Source organism: Proteus appendicitidis, from assembly GCF_030271835.1.
In the GTDB taxonomy this organism is placed as follows: domain Bacteria; phylum Pseudomonadota; class Gammaproteobacteria; order Enterobacterales; family Enterobacteriaceae; genus Proteus; species Proteus appendicitidis.
The window spans coordinates 998,903-1,014,757 of sequence record NZ_CP127389.1; the positions used below are offsets into that span (position 1 = coordinate 998,903).

The 15,855-nt window shown below is 34.3% G+C and carries 14 protein-coding genes and 1 tRNA gene; 6 read left to right on the forward strand and 9 right to left on the reverse strand.

Features of this window, described 5'->3' with window-relative positions:
* Positions 1-167 precede the first annotated feature (167 nt).
* The 3 genes from QQS39_RS04570 to QQS39_RS04580 form a co-directional block, all read right to left on the reverse strand.
* The gene (locus tag QQS39_RS04570; protein ID WP_285805467.1) at positions 168-1,784 is read right to left on the reverse strand and encodes a M10 family metallopeptidase C-terminal domain-containing protein; all 1,617 of its coding nucleotides are present in this window, start codon (positions 1,782-1,784) and stop codon (positions 168-170) included.
* Between the two features lie 187 nt (positions 1,785-1,971).
* Positions 1,972-3,204 (reverse strand): nucleoside permease, encoded by a 1,233-nt coding sequence (locus tag QQS39_RS04575; RefSeq protein WP_285805468.1) that lies wholly within the window; start codon positions 3,202-3,204, stop codon positions 1,972-1,974.
* A gap of 84 nt (positions 3,205-3,288) precedes the next feature.
* Positions 3,289-4,107, reverse strand: coding sequence for a purine-nucleoside phosphorylase (locus QQS39_RS04580; RefSeq protein ID WP_151434459.1), 819 nt, complete (start codon positions 4,105-4,107; stop codon positions 3,289-3,291).
* A 204-nt stretch (positions 4,108-4,311) separates the two neighbouring features.
* Here QQS39_RS04580 and QQS39_RS04585 point away from each other — a divergent pair, with 204 nt between their 5' ends.
* Together QQS39_RS04585 and QQS39_RS04590 are read left to right on the forward strand one after the other, a co-directional pair.
* Positions 4,312-5,508 (forward strand): ROK family protein, encoded by a 1,197-nt coding sequence (locus QQS39_RS04585; protein ID WP_285805469.1) that lies wholly within the window; start codon positions 4,312-4,314, stop codon positions 5,506-5,508.
* Positions 5,509-5,778: 270 nt separating this feature from the next.
* Positions 5,779-6,663, forward strand: a complete 885-nt coding sequence (locus tag QQS39_RS04590; protein WP_151434461.1) for a helix-turn-helix domain-containing protein — start codon at positions 5,779-5,781, stop codon at positions 6,661-6,663.
* Here the strand turns inward: QQS39_RS04590 and QQS39_RS04595 are convergent.
* A complete protein-coding gene (locus QQS39_RS04595) occupies positions 6,657-7,913 on the reverse strand; it encodes a Zn-dependent hydrolase (protein WP_285805470.1) in 1,257 nt (418 codons plus the stop codon). The genes QQS39_RS04590 and QQS39_RS04595 overlap by 7 nt on opposite strands.
* A 754-nt stretch (positions 7,914-8,667) precedes the next feature.
* On the opposite strand from QQS39_RS04595, the gene QQS39_RS04600 reads away from it, so the two are divergent.
* A complete protein-coding gene (locus tag QQS39_RS04600; protein WP_151434463.1) occupies positions 8,668-9,471 on the forward strand; it encodes a DUF4225 domain-containing protein in 804 nt (267 codons plus the stop codon).
* 398 nt (positions 9,472-9,869) lie between these two features.
* Here the strand turns inward: QQS39_RS04600 and QQS39_RS04605 are convergent, their stop codons facing one another.
* The 5 genes from QQS39_RS04605 to mutY all read right to left on the reverse strand — a co-directional run bounded on the left by QQS39_RS04605 (position 9,870) and on the right by mutY (position 13,585).
* Complete coding sequence (locus QQS39_RS04605) at positions 9,870-10,343, reverse strand: Hcp family type VI secretion system effector (RefSeq protein ID WP_151434464.1); 474 nt, start codon at positions 10,341-10,343, stop codon at positions 9,870-9,872.
* A gap of 439 nt (positions 10,344-10,782) precedes the next feature.
* A tRNA-Phe gene (locus tag QQS39_RS04610) sits at positions 10,783-10,858 on the reverse strand.
* 250 nt (positions 10,859-11,108) lie between these two features.
* Positions 11,109-12,179 carry a membrane-bound lytic murein transglycosylase MltC gene (gene mltC / locus QQS39_RS04615; RefSeq protein WP_196736039.1) on the reverse strand — a complete coding sequence of 357 codons (1,071 nt, stop codon included), beginning with the start codon at positions 12,177-12,179 and terminating at the stop codon, positions 11,109-11,111.
* 63 nt (positions 12,180-12,242) lie between these two features.
* Positions 12,243-12,515: an oxidative damage protection protein gene (locus QQS39_RS04620; protein WP_098943971.1), complete on the reverse strand. Its 273-nt coding sequence runs from the start codon at positions 12,513-12,515 to the stop codon at positions 12,243-12,245.
* A 29-nt stretch (positions 12,516-12,544) separates the two neighbouring features.
* Positions 12,545-13,585, reverse strand: coding sequence for an A/G-specific adenine glycosylase (mutY, locus tag QQS39_RS04625; RefSeq protein ID WP_151434466.1), 1,041 nt, complete (start codon positions 13,583-13,585; stop codon positions 12,545-12,547).
* 216 nt (positions 13,586-13,801) lie between these two features.
* Between mutY and trmB the strand changes: the two genes are divergently transcribed.
* The 3 genes from trmB (at position 13,802) to glsB (ending at position 15,848) form a co-directional block, all read left to right on the forward strand.
* Positions 13,802-14,521: a tRNA (guanosine(46)-N7)-methyltransferase TrmB gene (gene trmB, locus QQS39_RS04630; RefSeq protein ID WP_109373894.1), complete on the forward strand. Its 720-nt coding sequence runs from the start codon at positions 13,802-13,804 to the stop codon at positions 14,519-14,521.
* Positions 14,521-14,847 (forward strand): YggL family protein, encoded by a 327-nt coding sequence (locus tag QQS39_RS04635; protein ID WP_023581025.1) that lies wholly within the window; start codon positions 14,521-14,523, stop codon positions 14,845-14,847. The genes trmB and QQS39_RS04635 overlap by 1 nt, the downstream gene beginning before the upstream one ends.
* 74 nt (positions 14,848-14,921) lie before the next feature.
* Positions 14,922-15,848: a glutaminase B gene (glsB, locus tag QQS39_RS04640; RefSeq protein ID WP_151434467.1), complete on the forward strand. Its 927-nt coding sequence runs from the start codon at positions 14,922-14,924 to the stop codon at positions 15,846-15,848.
* Positions 15,849-15,855: the final 7 nt, after the last annotated feature.

Consider the following 15,855-nt stretch of genomic DNA (forward strand, 5'->3'; position numbering starts at 1 on the left):
ATTAAGTAAATAGAACTTAGGTTACCTTATCAATAGGGATGTTTTTAAACGTTATTATATAATACGGTCATGATTTTATAATATTATATATTACTTTGTTATTATAAGGTTTAAGTAAATTTAAACCTTATAATTTGTCCGTTTATTGTTTACCGTAATTAGTGATGTTAATAAAATAGATCTTCATAACTAAAATTTCCAACAATATCTATTGTTAAATTTGGAATTTCTAGTTGTTCTTTTGTTTTTATTACTAAACTTGTTAAATTATCTTCTTCTTTAAAACTTATCTTAAAAGAAATTGAATTTTGAGATATAAGTTTTTCGATATTTAGGCTTATTCTATTTTCATCTAGGAAAATAAGAAAATCTTCCTTGATATTATAATCCATAATTTTATTATGGCTATTTGTCTTATCGCTAATTTCGAAAAAAAACATATCAGCATTTTTTCCTCCAAACAGTGTATTATGTCCATTTCCTCCGGAAATTATATCGTAACCATCCCCCCCATAAATAAAATCATTACCTTCTTGACCATAAAGCATGTCACTACCTTTACCTCCATAAATGTTGTCATCTCCATCGTATCCATAAATAATATCATTACCTCCATGACCAAATAGGTCATTATTTATGTTATTACCAATGATATGATCATCATTCTCACCGCCTTTTGCGTTTTCGATTATTGTTCCATAGGCAATAGAAATATTACTTTTTAGCCCACCAATATCAGAAAAGACACCTTGATTAAGATCTATTTTTTGATTTACATTATATTTTGAAAAATCAAGAGTATCACAGCCACCGGCATCCCAAATACAGCTAATAATGACATCATCTAATGAAGTTAAACTGTAACAGTCTCTTTGCGTATTAGAATTAAAACCATAAATAGTATCATCAGTTCGCGTCGTTACATTTACGCCATAGAACTTTTGAATAACATATATATCGATTAATAGTGGAGACATAGGAAAAAGCCCATCAAAATCAGCCTCTTCTATTTTGGGATAGCGATATGACATTACTGAATATTTGAAACTATTTTCTTCAATATCAGGATTATTATGGTCATCTTCTCCAATGAAGGTATGAGGTAAACCAAGAGCATGCCCTGTTTCATGTATATAAGTTTGAGTTTCTCTATTTCCTTTTTGTAATATTATAGGTTGATTATCTATATGACCACTTTCATTATTATTTTTATATAAAGTAATATGAGTATCTGTTTCTATATAATAATATTTTATATTATCTGATTTCTCTTTAAATGAATCTACTTTATTTTTTTGCTCTGATGTCATTTCATTCTTATTTAATGTTTTTATATGTTTAGTTGAAGATATATTAATCCAAACATGACCTCCCACACTGTAATCAGTGACTTTTTCTATTTTTTTATTCGGTTCTGTGTTGTTTATTGGAGGGGTTCCAACGCCAAGGACTAAATGAGAGCCGTCTTTTGTTAGTTCATTTATATTATTATAAACACCAAATTTAATATTAGTATCATATTTATTGTCTTTCTTAATGAATGTAATATTGGCAATGTCAGCCCATAGTTGTAATGTTTTTTCGGCAATATCTTGTTGATGTTTATTTAATGTCGTAATTGTTTTATATTCTTCACCCCTTAAATTGCTCCAGTCAGGAAAGCTATATGTTATTTCTGTAAATACATCATCTTTATTTTTTTTATTCCATCGTTTTAAAGGTGAGTAACTCTTTATTATACCAATAATAACGCTTATTCCATGTGAATATTCTTGATGGGACATTTTATTTCCTTTTAAAAGATCCATTTCCTTTTTTAATATGCTATGTGTTAATTGTTTTTTTACTTTAAAAAAAAGAATTTTTTGATATGGATTAAATTTTAAATTTAATTAAAAATAAAAATGATAATAAATCTTTTTATCGATTTATTATCATTAATATAAAAGGAAAAGTTATTTTTGAAGACTATTATTGAGCTATCTTTTTATTTTCCTTAAAAGCAAACACAAAGATAATTGCTAATATTAATGTATATGATGCAAATATTAACCAAATGGATTGCCAGTCTTTTATTCCATTGACTGTAAAATGATCAACCACCATACCACTTAAAATAGATCCCGCATATGCACCAACGCCATTTACCATAGTCATAAATAGCCCTTGAGCGCTGGCTCTTATTTCAGGTTTAACTTCATTTTCGATATAGATAGATCCTGAAATATTAAAGAAATCAAATGCACAACCATAAACAATCATTGAAAGCATCAGCAATACAAAACCCCAAGGTGAGGGATCGCCATAGGCAAATAATCCAAAGCGTAAAGTCCATGCAATCATACTAATTAGCATGACTTTTTTAATACCAAAGCGTTTTAAGAAAAAAGGTATTGCTAAAATAAAGGCAACTTCAGCCATTTGTGATACTGATAATAAAATCGATGGATATTGAACAATTAAACTATCAGCAAATTGAGGATTTTTAGCGAAATCATGAATAAATGGGCTGCCGAAGGTATTTGTAATTTGAAGTACCGCACCTAATAACATGGCAAATAAAAAGAATATTGCCATGACTGGTTTTTTAAATAAAACAAAAGCATCTAATCCTAAGCGCGATGCCCAAGAGGTTGATTGTTTATGCTGGGCTGTTGGAATTTTAGGTAAGCAGAATGAATAGAGCGCTAAACAAAGCGATGCAACAGATGCAATATATAATTGAGTATTGCTGAGTTCTAATTTAAATAAACTCACACACCACATTGCAACAATAAAGCCTATCGTACCAAATACACGAATAGGTGGAAAATGAGCTACAGAATCTAATTTATGTTTATTTAAACAGAAGTAACCAATTGAATTTGAAAGTGCAATGGTTGGCATAAATGCTAATGCATTAATAAACATAACCCAAAACATGATAGTTGGATCAGTGACGGACGCGGCAAAAAATAAAGCAACTGCACAAATAAGATGACAAATAATATATAAGCGATTCGCAGGAATAAATTTATCAGCAATGATGCCTAGTAAACCGGGCATAATCAGAGCCGCAATGCCTTTAGATCCGTAAACCAGTCCAACTTCAATTCCAGTGAAGTTTAATGTTTGCATCATGTATGCACCTAGGGTAATTAACCAACTCCCCCAGATAAAATATTGCATAAACATCATGCCTTTGAGCTGTATTTTTATACCCATAACAATCTCCACTGTTGGGAATATTGATTTCAGTGGAGCATAGGCAGCTATCTATGATCCACTTTTTCTTTTATTGATAGAAAGTTATAAACGAGCGATCACTTCACTGATAAGTTTTAAGAAGGTGGATTTTACGCGTTCTGCTGTTTCAATGACTTCATCATGGCTAAGAGGCTGTTCTAAAATCCCACAAGCCATATTGGTTAAGCATGAAATACCAATGGTATCAATACCTGAATGGCGAGCAATGAGTGCTTCTGGAACGGTTGACATGCCTACGGCATCTGCACCTAATGTTCTTATCATGCGAATTTCTGCTGGCGTTTCATAAGTTGGCCCTGTCCACCATGCATAAACACCTTGGCGTAAGGTAATGTCTTGCTCTTTGGCAATATCAATAACAATTTGGCGCATGGCTTTGTTATAAACTTCACTCACATCAAGAAAACGAACACCTAATTCAGGGTTGTTTGGTCCAATCAGTGGGTTATTTGCAGTTAGATTAATATGATCCGTAATTAACATCAGATCACCGGGGTTAAAATCTGTATTTACAGCGCCACATGCGTTAGTGATAATCAGTTTTTCCACACCCAGAGCTTTCATTACACGAACAGGAAAGGTGACTTCATCAAGTGATACACCTTCGTAGTAATGAAAACGACCTTTCATGGCAACAACCGTTTTTCCTGCAATTTTACCAATCACTAATTCATTAGCATGCCCCACAGCCCCTGACGCTGCAAAGTGTGGAATGGTGTGATAAGGAATATGTACGGCATCTTCTAATGTATCGGCAAAAGGACCTAAACCTGATCCTAAAATGATCCCAATGGTTGGTTTTTCTGTGGTTTTAGATTGAACAAATTCTTTTGCTTTATTAATTTCAGAAACCTGATGCATGACTCTCTCCTGTGTAAATCGTCATTACGTTTTAAATAGTGGTTGAGAGTACTTTGCCTGATAAACAGAAATGAACAACTCACTTTTTCTCATTTTGAGATTAAGATCATGTTGTTTGTTTTGATTAAGGAACTATTGCTTTTTTTACAGTAAGATAGCGATATCCCTCTTTTGCTAATCAATAATTTAATAAAGGATGTCGCTATGCTATTGAAAAATTTAAAAGAACTTCAGTCTTCTAAGACTTCAAAAGCATTGAAACTTAAAAGCCTTTACAAATTAGTAGCAGAAAATGGGCCAATAAAAACAGAGACACTGACTGAATTAGCACAAATGAAGCCCGCGACTTGCGCCCGATTATTGGACGAGCTAAATGCTCTTCAATTAATTACTACTGCAGAATTAGGGGAATCAACGGGAGGGCGGAAACCTATTTTGTATAATATTAATACAGAAGGGGTGTTTTTAATTGGTATTGAATTAAGCAAAGTCTATTCAACTATTGTGTTAATGGACTTAAAACTTAATATGCTGGATAAAATCAAAATATCGCCAGAGCCTTATTTATCTGCATATCAGATGACAGAGAAGCTATTACCTAAAGTTGATGCCTTGTTATTAAAAAATAACATCAGCTATGAGAAAGTTTTAGGATTAGGAATTTCTATTGAGCATGTTGTCGAACATCAATTGGCGTCCAAATCCCTCGATAAAGAATTCTGCGAGCTAGAGACACTATTACGTAAAAAAATTCCTACTTACGTTACCGTGGGGAGTGGAGTACATTTTGCCGCTTTAGCTGAATTTCGTTTGTATTACCGCCAAAAAACACAACGATTTTTATTTACTTCTTGTGATACCGAAGTAAGAGGATGTGCCATTATCAGCAATCAGTTTTTAACTGATACCTCAGCGACTATGAATTGTTTTGGCCATATGACGATTGATGTAAAAGGACCATTGTGTGAATGTGGCTCTTATGGTTGCTTAAATACATTGTGCTCTTTAGATGCTATAAAAAATAATATTATTCATCAGATAAGGCGAGGGAAGCACTCTTTATTAACCTCTCTGGTCAGTACTGATGATGAAATTAATTACCATACTATTTTTCAAGCGATAGAAATGCGAGATCCTTTGTGTATTGATGCATTAGAAGAAGCAGCTTATTACTATGGGCTTGCTATCGCAAATACGATTTTAATGCTTCAACCTGATATTGTTGTTTGTGGTGGAACATTAATACCTAAATATACGTTTTTTGCTACCGTTAAAAAAACGATTGAAACTAAACTCGCACTTTTCCCAAATATAAAAACAGAAGTTTATCCAGCAAGTCATGCTTATGAAATAGTTTCTCAAGGCGCGGGTGCAATGGTATTAGAGCATTTAGTTAATTAAATAATGAAAAAGGCGTTGTAATATCAATTACAACGCCTTTTGTTTTTTTATTGTTGTTTGTTACTGCTTTAACCCTGGTGAGGTTACCTGCTAGGAGACAGGTTTATTGATATAGACTAACTTTTTACTGCAAACTTCTTTTATTTACCTCATTGTGAGGAAGGTGATTCTTTTTATTTTGGGTTTAATTTAAACTATCTGAACTAATATCTTATCGTTGTGCCGTTACTTTACCCTGGTACTTTGTGCATTTTGGAGCCAATTATAAATATGCCTTACATACCTAGAGAAAAAATAGATTATCAATCCATTGGCTATCGCTTGCGCGCTTACCGCATAGCCTCTTCATTAAAAGCTGAAGATGTAGCAGAAAGCTTAGGTATTTCTCGTGCTGCTGTATATCGGTTAGAAAAAGGCGAAATTGTTAAAATTGAGACACTTGATAATCTTGCTAGATTATTAAATACCTCGCTAACCAGTTTGTTGGGCATCAATACTGAATATTATTCAAGCGCAAATGGCTTTTTTGAACGAATGCGCCAACTTGAAACTCAGTCTTCACATATTTACACCCACTTTGAACCTTTCTCTTACTTATTAACTTCAGATTGTTATGACAAAACATTAGTTGAAATGCTAACAGAGGCATCACCTTTAAATCTTTTGTCTGAAAAACAACAAGAAGTTTTGTCTATTTTAAAAGAGCGTAAAAAACATCAGTCCTTACATTCACCGCATATTTATAACCTTATTAGCCAGCAACAAATTGAAAAATTTCTTTATGTTGGCATGCTAGGTTCGGTTAATTTAACTAAAACACTGCAACAAGAAAGAAAAGAACGAGCAAAAAATGAAATTCTTCATCTAATTGAAAAATTAGAACAAAAAAATAGTTATCTTAATATTGCAATCATTTCAGATACTATGCCGTCTTTAACTTTCCAATTATTCTATCAAGAGAAAGTGCCTCTTTCTTTGGCCGTTAGCCCGTTCCGTTTAGGTGAATTCCCTAATGTCAGTACGGGCATTGCCACTGTCACCTCTTCAACTGAGGCAATATTTCAATATCAATCACTCTTTGATAAATTGTGGTTAAAAGCAACCAAGGGAAATGATGCAATTAACCTTTTAAAACAAATAGTGAGTAATTATTGATTTGCTAATGTGCCTAATGTTTCTGCTAATAAATCTGCAGCGACAGCTATATCACTAAATTCGGTAAATTCATCAGGATGATGGCTAATACCGGCAACTGACGGTGTAAAGATCATCGCCGTTGGATAAAGTGACGCCATGTTCATTGAGTCATGACCTGCACCACTTAACATAGTCATGTAGTCAATATTGTGTTTTTGGCATAAGCTTTCAATGACTTGGCAAATTGAATCATCTAATTTGACTGGCGATTCAGCAGAAATTGGTTGAACATCAATAGTAACGCCAAAATCTTTTTCTGCTTTTTCAACACTATTATTCAAACGTTGTACAACACGTTGAATACTATCAGTATCAATACCACGAATATCAACAGAGAATTTTACTTGTCCTGGAATGACGTTCATGGAGTTCGGAATAACATTAAGTTTACCCACTGTACCAACAGTGCCATAAACGGCTTCAGTACATGCAGCACGGTTGATATCGGTAATAATCCCAGCACTTGCCACTAACGCATCTTGACGTTGATACATAGGTGTTGCACCAGAGTGATCCGCATGACCATTAACAGTCACTGAAAAACGGGTTGGTGCTGCAATACCATTAACAATACCAATAGTTTTTTTGTCATTCTCTAGGCGTTTACCTTGCTCGATATGAAGCTCTACAAAGGCACTAAAACGCTCTTTTGTGATTACGCAATTATCAAAATTATCATGCTGATAACCTAAAGATTTTAAAACTTCAAAGAAGTTATTGCCGTCATCATCTCTATTTTGTTCCCAACGAGCTTTATCTATTTTTCCTGTTAATACTTTACTGCCAATACATGAAAAGCCAAAACGGCTAGATTCTTCTGCGCGGAAAACAACAAGCTCCAAGTCACGTTTAAGTTGTTGTGGTTTGTATTGCATTAAGGCATAAAACCCTGCAATAACACCCAAAGCGCCATCATAAGCACCGCCTTGAGGAACTGTATCAAGATGAGATCCTGTACCTACTGCAGGTAGTGAACGATCTTTACCTGGTAAACGTGCGTAAAGTGTACCAATACCATCTCGATAAACTTCAAGACCCGCTTCTTTCATTAAACCAGCAAGGTACAGATGTGCTGCTTCATCTTCTTCGCCATAAGCAATACGAGTGATCCCTTTGCCACTGTTATCTTTTTTATAAATTTGCATTGTTTCAATTAATGCTTTCATATCATTAATTGAGTAATGAGTCGCTGCATCTTGTTGAGTCATAAGAGAATTCTCCCGTGGTTTCTGTAATATCCCTTTGTCTAAAAAATGAGACGATTTAAGGATTAAAAAAGCCATCTTCAAAGATGGTCACTGTTTTTATAATCATTGCTTATTATATTTACTGCTGAAGCTATATTTCGTCAATGACAATTAAGGTGAATTTCATATTCTGTGAGGTAGGTATTAATTAAAAAGAGATATATAGCAGGAGTATTTCTCAAATGAATTTAAATTGTATTATAAATGTTATAAAAGCGATCGCTTTTTTATGTTAAGTATATTTAAAATTATATTTTTAATTTAAAAATGAAAATAAGAATTATTATTGGTAGTGAATTTATTATTTTAAGAGTTATTTAAATTGTGATTTATATACTAATAATAAAAGATAATTAAAAATACCCCTGAGTTTTTTGTATTAATAATATATTAGTTCTTATATAAAATAACATTTATAACATTATTAGGGGGATGTTGGGTTTTCTGTTAAATATCATAAATAATATGTAAATATAGATAGGTCTTTATATAAAATTATCTTTCTAATTATTAAAATAAATAATGACCTATCTTATATATTTAGATTTATAGTCTATTTATCTTATTGCTTTAGTTAAATGGGCTTTTATCTCTCTGCTAAGTAGAAAACTAAATATTCACTATTGATAAGAATTATTAAATATTACACTATAATAGCCGATAATTTGGATGAGATATTACTTAAGTTTTTATTTTAAATAAGGATGTGAAAGAAATGACTGAGTATGAACTAGACTATAGTTATAGCGATGTATATAGAGATACATTAAGAAGAGAATCCAGTTATTTAAGAAAAATAGCAATGAAATTTGCCTATCAATATATTGGTGATTCTTTTGCAAGAATGATGTTCTTAAATGATATAGAACAACTGATTGCTAGAACTGAGTTAGAGGTAAGCAGTTATTGCTTAAGTTTATCAGCAGGGTTAGATAATATCTCAGATGAAATTGAAAGGTTAGAGTTACAGGATAATTTACTAAGAAATCGAAGCGTAATGCAATATGCACTTTTTGAAATAATACGTAAACAAGAAGAAAGTGAGGAAAATAATAAATTAACACTCAAACAAGTAGGTTTTGTCAGCGGAGCAATGCAAATATATGGAGGGGGAGCTTCTTGTGTGGGATCTGTCGGAACATTATGCAGTAGTTTAGGGGTTGGAATGGTATCTCAAGGTGTAAATAGTATGATTGAAAATGGATATTATTTATTATTTAGAGAGGAATATAGTGGACCTGTAAGAAACGGATATAGAGCAACATCTAAAGCTTTAGGTTATGGTGATAATGAAGCGGATATATTTTATAATGTGGTTGATTTAAGTTTATCTGGTGCATCACTACTAAAACCGGTTCTTAAAGAAGATTCATGGAAGTTATTTCATTATATTAAGAGTGATTTTATAACATCATGGCAATCAATGGGGCGATTATCACTTACTTCTGAGTTTTTCTTTGATGGTGTGACCTTCTATTCTACATACGATTTATATAAGGAAAAAAATAAAAGTGAATGATTTTGATGTGTTATCACCTTTTCCATTTGGCTGGTTGGAACTTTTTCTATTCTATCTATCTTCATTTCTATTATTTTATATTCTATATAAATTGCAGATTTATCTTCTTAATAAAGAGAGTAGATTTTTAAATTTAATGTATCTTATATTTATTTATATTGTTGGTAGTAGTTGTCTTATTATATTTAAATTTGGTGATAAATTTTTTATTGGTGAATTATTTATAAGATCTGGTAATAAAGATATTATTCGCTATAGCTGTCTCTTTTTTGCACTTTACCTTTGTATATCACTGACATTTGGTAAAAAAAAGTAATTTATCATATTGATATTTTATGAAAGATAGATTTAATTAATGGTGAATCAAGATATTAAATTCACCATTAAATTTTCACTAGTTAACTTAGTTCAGAAATACTATACCCAGACGTTCCTGCCATTATATGGTTACAGGTGATGCTTTCATATTGTATGGTGATAATTTCGCTAGGTAATGAATTACTTTGAGTTAAGGTACTTGCATGTATTTGTGAGTAATTGACAATAGAAGCATTGGTTAAAACAACCGTCATATATTTCTCTTGGGCGCCGGTATGAGAAGTTCTGTAGTAATCAATTTCACATTTTAAAATTTCGTTATTTGTAATTGCCGTAATTAGTAATGGTGTCGATTTATCAACATGTTTGGTTATAGAAAGAGGGGCATGACTTAAATTTTGTCTTCTTGATATATCAAATGTGGATGCTATAACTAATATTTCATTTAAGTGAGAACTCTGATATTTATTGCCAAGTGAATCGTATGAAGAGCATCCTGCTGAAATATTACCCTGAACATTTCCATTTATTCTTAAATAAATATTATTAGACATTAATTATTTTCCTTTTTATATAATTAAACTTCATGTTTATCTAAAACTAAATTTACTTTAAAGTTAATCTTATTAGATTAATTTATGTATTTATTATATTTAAAAATAGATAAATTACTATCTATGTATTGTGGCAATTTATATGGCGCAATCACTAGAATGTAATCTTTAAATACATTGATTAAAGTGTTGATAACTTGCGAGATATATTAGAAGCAGAATTGATGTGATGAAAATAACAGGAGGAGTATCAAGATTTGACAGTGATTAGGAAAGAAAGTAAAAGTTACAAATAAAAAAAACAGCCTTGATTTGAGCAAGACTGTTTATTCAAAGCTTTTAATAAATTTTAACAACAGATAACTTACGTTAAATTTGTGTTTTATCTTAGCTTTTTTGCCCTCTCAGTGATTTAACTCACTGACGAACAAATGAAATATGGTGCCCGAACTCGGAATCGAACCAAGGACACGGGGATTTTCAATCCCCTGCTCTACCGACTGAGCTATTCGGGCAACGGGGCGTATTAAACCCGATATCGCCTTGCTCGTCAACGTTATTTATCACAAAACTGCTCGATTGCTGTTTTTTTAAACTTATTGGTTAATAAAACGCTATTTATCGCGAAGGAAGCGTAAAAATCAAGCTAAAGGCTTTTGCAATATTCAAAAAATACATGACGATAAAACGGTTTATTAAGTCTCAATAACAAAAAAGCTTCCCCAAATTCATTGAGGAAGCTTTGTTTTTTAGATTAAGTAACAACTAACGATAGTTGCGTTGAGCTGTGCTGACTTTCTCTAGATAACGACGAGATTGGTCGGCAGGGTGCTTATTACGTAATGTGGAATACACCTGCGTTGGTTCTAAGTTGTTAATCAGGGCTGCCGCTTGTTTCTTATCGTTATGGAATATCCGTAACACACTACCTGCACCACCGTTGTAAGCCTGTATAACAGCATAACGGCGCGAAACAGGATCTTTGATATCTCCAAGATAACTATTTTGCAGTATTGAGATATAAGCTGCACCTGCATCGATATTATTAGCAGGATCAAATAAGTAGCTACGACTTGGTTGCCCTGATTTCCCTTGCATCCTGAATACATCCCGCCCTGCAGTTGCTGGCATGATCTGCATTAAACCTAGAGCATCAGAACTACTCACGGCATATGGGTTAAAACTGGATTCAATTTGCATAATTGCCAAGATCAGTGATGGTTCAACCCCATATTTAGCCGCTGCTTGTTGAACTAACGGTAAATATTTATGAGCACGCTTATCAAGGTGATTAGGAACAAGGTTAATGGTGACATACCAAATTGTATTTATACCAGATTGGCGTTTTTGTAATTTATTGGCAATCAGATAATCTGCAAACTTATTGGCTCGCCATTCCCAGCGTATAGGTTGTCCCGTATTATCAAGAACCTGTCCAGATAAAAACGGTTCAGTGCTGTGAGGAATATTATTAACGTCAGAGTAGAGGTCAATAGAACCCGGATCTTCCCCCATTAATAACGTTGTGACTATCGCCTTATGCAATTGGAATTGAGGTGCATCATCACCTAAAGTTTCTATCGTAATGGTACCTGCTTCAAAATTAATATGGCTACGTGTTTTATAAGCATTGGTATATTTTACGTAATCTTTAGGGCCTGCGATTAATACTTCCTTCATACCCCAAATCATTTCGATATTATTGGCAAATTGCCCCATAAGAATATCGAACGCATTGGTGTCCTTTGCGTAATCGGGTTCAAATGTTTTTGATGGTTGGCTACTACATGAAATGAGTAGAGGGGCGATAATTAGCAAGAGAAGGATTTTTTTCATGGTCAATTGCATCGCTATGGTGAATAAAATACCAGAGCCTTAAAGGCTCTGGAAAAGTGAATATTATTTTTCAGGAGGTGTGTAGCCGTCAATATGAACATCATGACCTTCGAATAAAAAACGCACCATTTCTTGTTCTAATAGTTTGCGATCATCAGGATTCATGGTGTTAAGTTTTTTCTCATTGATAAGCATGGTTTGTTTGGTCATCCATTGTGCCCATGCTTCTTTTGAGATCTCATTGAAAATGCGCTTTCCAATTTCTCCTGGGTACAACTGAAAATCAAGTCCATCAGCTTCTTTGTTAAGGAAAGTACAAAAAATAGTTCTGCTCATAATAAATCCTCAATATCGCAGGTATTAGCTTAGGCTAATTGTCTAAGTAAATTCTCTACAGGTGCTGCTAACCCTACGGTTGCAGGAGTCTGTAAGTTATACCAAAGTCCTTTTTGCTCCTCCATCATAGAGGTAAACGCTGAGAGTTTTACGCAAATTGGCACAATATCTAAATGAAAGTGGCTAAAAGTATGTCTAAATGAAATCAGTTGTTCTGATTCATTATTATCGAGTCCATGCTCATTTAACCACTGTTCTAAAAATGCTTTTGTTTCAAATTGAGGAAAGGCAAATAACCCACCCCATATTCCTGCTGGTGGCCTTTTATCTAACCAAACAAGATTATCATATTGTAAAATAAGAAAATAAGTTGTTTTTTCTGGAATAACTTTTTTCGGTTTTTTCCCAGGATAATCAGACCAATTGTTTTGAGCATAAGCGATACAGCCAGTATTTAATGGGCATAATTCACATTTAGGCTTACTTCTTGTGCAAACCATTGCACCTAAATCCATCATTGCCTGATTAAAATACTCTACACCTTCAGTTGGGGTGACGTTTTCGCTGATCTCCCACAATTTATTTTCAACCTCTTTTTTACCCGGCCAGCCTTCGACAGCATAGCAGCGTGCTAAAACACGTTTCACATTACCATCAAGAATTGGGTAAGGTTTTTTCAGTGATAACGATAAAATAGCACCAGCGGTTGAACGTCCAACGCCGGGTAAGGCACAAACGTCCTCAAAGGTATCAGGAAATTGCCCTTGATGTTTATCTACAATGTGTTGTGCGGCCTTATGTAGGTTTCTGGCTCTTGCGTAATAACCAAGCCCTGTCCATAAATGAAGCACTTCATCAAGTGGCGCTTTAGCTAATGCGCTGACATCAGGAAAACGTGTAATAAAACGCTCAAAATAAGGAATAACAGTGGCAACTTGGGTTTGTTGCAGCATTACCTCAGATAACCATACGTGATAAGGCGTTTTTTCTTGCTGCCAAGGGAGCGTTTTACGCCCATACTTGTGATACCAACTGAGTACGACTTGCGAAAATTGCGGAGCTTCCATCATGTTTTATTTTATTAACTCATGTTCTGATTAAGGTAAGATTGCACCACAGAGAGAATAAACTGTAAACACTCTTAATATTTATCTTATAGAGTGATGCTTCTGTGAGTGACTCTTGCTAAACTTAGTGATCTTTGGATAATGTCGGTTAAGTTGCACTATAGCGACATTATAACGATTTTAAGTAAATAATTGGCCTAACGACTGACAGTATTAGACATGATCAAGAATGTAATTTCTCCGGAATTCAATGAAGAAGGGCGTGCTTTACGACGCGTTCGTAGTTTTGTTCGTAGACAAGGTCGTTTAACACCTCGTCAAGAGCAAGCATTAGAAACACAGTGGCCTGTCTTTGGTATTGAGTATCAGCCGGAACCCATCGACTTCAGTCAGGTTTTTGGACGCGAAGCGCCTGTAATTTTAGAAATTGGCTTCGGCATGGGCGCATCGCTCGTGACTATGGCAAAAAATACACCAGAAAATAATTATTTCGGTATTGAAGTACATGCACCGGGTGTTGGTGCTTGTCTTGCAAATGCGGAAGAAGAACAATTAAGTAATCTGAGAGTCATGTGTCATGATGCGATTGAAGTGCTCAATCATATGATCCCAGATAATAGTTTAAAAATGGTTCAGCTATTCTTTCCTGATCCATGGCACAAAGCGCGTCATAATAAACGCCGTATTGTTCAAGTGCCTTTTGCAGAATTAATTTTAAAAAAATTAACGTTAGACGGTGTTTTTCATATGGCGACAGATTGGGAACCATATGCAGAACATATGCTTGAAGTGATGACAAGTGTTGAAGGTTATCAGAATTTGTCAGAAACTCAGGATTATGTACCACGACCAGAAACACGACCTGTGACTAAGTTTGAAAAACGCGGTCATCGTTTAGGGCATGGAGTCTGGGATCTTATGTTTAAGAGGGTAAAATAATGGCTAAACAACGTAGTCGCCGCTTACGCAAAAAAATGCGTATCGATGAATTTCAGGAATTAGGTTTTTCAGTTAAATGGACTTTCCCAGAAAATACCCCAATTGAGGAAGTAGATCGCTTTGTTGATGAACTGATCCTCAAAGTTATTGAGCCAAACGGGCTGGCATTTGATGCAAGTGGTTACCTGAGCTGGGAAGGTTTAATCTGCTTACAACAAATTGGTAAATGTACAGAAGAGCATCGCCAATTAGTCGAAAACTTCCTCAAAGAAAGCAAAATGCAAGATGTACAGACCTCTGAACTATTTGATGTTTGGTGGGATTGATAGAAAGTTATACATTTAGCAAATGATTACAAGGGCATCCAAAAGGATGCCCTTGTCTGTCTGGGGAAGGGACTGTGACTACAACGTTATCTAACGCATTACTGTCAGATATTTTGCAACAAATTCACCCATTAATTGGGCAAGGAAAAGTCGCGGATTATATTCCCGCATTGGCTCAAATACCTCCAGAACAGCTTGCTATGGCTGTTTATACGGTTGATGGTGAACTTTATCAATCAGGTATGGCAGATAAGCGTTTTTCGATTCAATCTATTTCTAAAGTACTTAGCTTAACGCTTGCTTTAACACGTTATGAAGAAAATGAAATTTGGCAACGTGTAGGAAAAGAGCCATCAGGGCTGCCTTTTAATTCCTTGATACAGCTAGAAATGGAAAAAGGAATACCACGCAATCCTTTTATTAATGCTGGAGCCATTGTTATCACTGACATGTTGCAATCTCGACTGAGTGCGCCTAAGCAAAGAATGTTAGAAGTGATCCGTTTTCTTACTGATACTCCTGACATTGGTTATAACTCCGTGGTTGCAAAATCAGAGATGGAGCATCTTAGTCGTAATGCATCAATCGCTTATTTGATGAAGTCTTTTGGTAATTTTGAGAATGATGTTATTACGGTGCTTGAAACTTATTTTCACTATTGCTCAATAGAAATGAGTTGCACTGAATTAGCACGATGTTTTAGCTATTTAGCTAATCAAGGTACGTGTGTGGGTAATAAAAATCAGATTATTACGCCAAGACAAACCCGACAAATAAATGCGTTAATGTTAACTTGTGGCATGTATGATGGTGCAGGTGAATTTGCATTTCGTATTGGTATTCCCGGAAAATCTGGCGTCGGTGGTGGCATTATTGCCGTTGTTCCTGATGCTTTTACGGTTGCTGTTTGGTCACCAGAGCTGGATAAATCAGGTAACTCATTAGCAGGTTGTGCAGCACTTGAATTATTAGCAAACAAAGTAGGGCGTTCCATTTTTTAGGTGTGTT

Bases quoted from the DNA above. Each gene is read 5' to 3' on its own strand.
- QQS39_RS04570 (WP_285805467.1), bottom strand. From the start codon at position 1,784: ATGTCCCATCAAGAATATTCACATGGAATAAGCGTTATTATTGGTATA.
- QQS39_RS04575 (WP_285805468.1), bottom strand. From the start codon at position 3,204: ATGGGTATAAAAATACAGCTCAAAGGCATGATGTTTATGCAATATTTT.
- QQS39_RS04580 (WP_151434459.1), bottom strand. From the start codon at position 4,107: ATGCATCAGGTTTCTGAAATTAATAAAGCAAAAGAATTTGTTCAATCT.
- QQS39_RS04585 (WP_285805469.1), top strand. From the start codon at position 4,312: ATGCTATTGAAAAATTTAAAAGAACTTCAGTCTTCTAAGACTTCAAAA.
- QQS39_RS04590 (WP_151434461.1), top strand. From the start codon at position 5,779: ATGCCTTACATACCTAGAGAAAAAATAGATTATCAATCCATTGGCTAT.
- QQS39_RS04595 (WP_285805470.1), bottom strand. From the start codon at position 7,913: ATGACTCAACAAGATGCAGCGACTCATTACTCAATTAATGATATGAAA.
- QQS39_RS04600 (WP_151434463.1), top strand. From the start codon at position 8,668: ATGACTGAGTATGAACTAGACTATAGTTATAGCGATGTATATAGAGAT.
- QQS39_RS04605 (WP_151434464.1), bottom strand. From the start codon at position 10,343: ATGTCTAATAATATTTATTTAAGAATAAATGGAAATGTTCAGGGTAAT.
- mltC (WP_196736039.1), bottom strand. From the start codon at position 12,179: ATGAAAAAAATCCTTCTCTTGCTAATTATCGCCCCTCTACTCATTTCA.
- QQS39_RS04620 (WP_098943971.1), bottom strand. From the start codon at position 12,515: ATGAGCAGAACTATTTTTTGTACTTTCCTTAACAAAGAAGCTGATGGA.
- mutY (WP_151434466.1), bottom strand. From the start codon at position 13,585: ATGATGGAAGCTCCGCAATTTTCGCAAGTCGTACTCAGTTGGTATCAC.
- trmB (WP_109373894.1), top strand. From the start codon at position 13,802: ATGATCAAGAATGTAATTTCTCCGGAATTCAATGAAGAAGGGCGTGCT.
- QQS39_RS04635 (WP_023581025.1), top strand. From the start codon at position 14,521: ATGGCTAAACAACGTAGTCGCCGCTTACGCAAAAAAATGCGTATCGAT.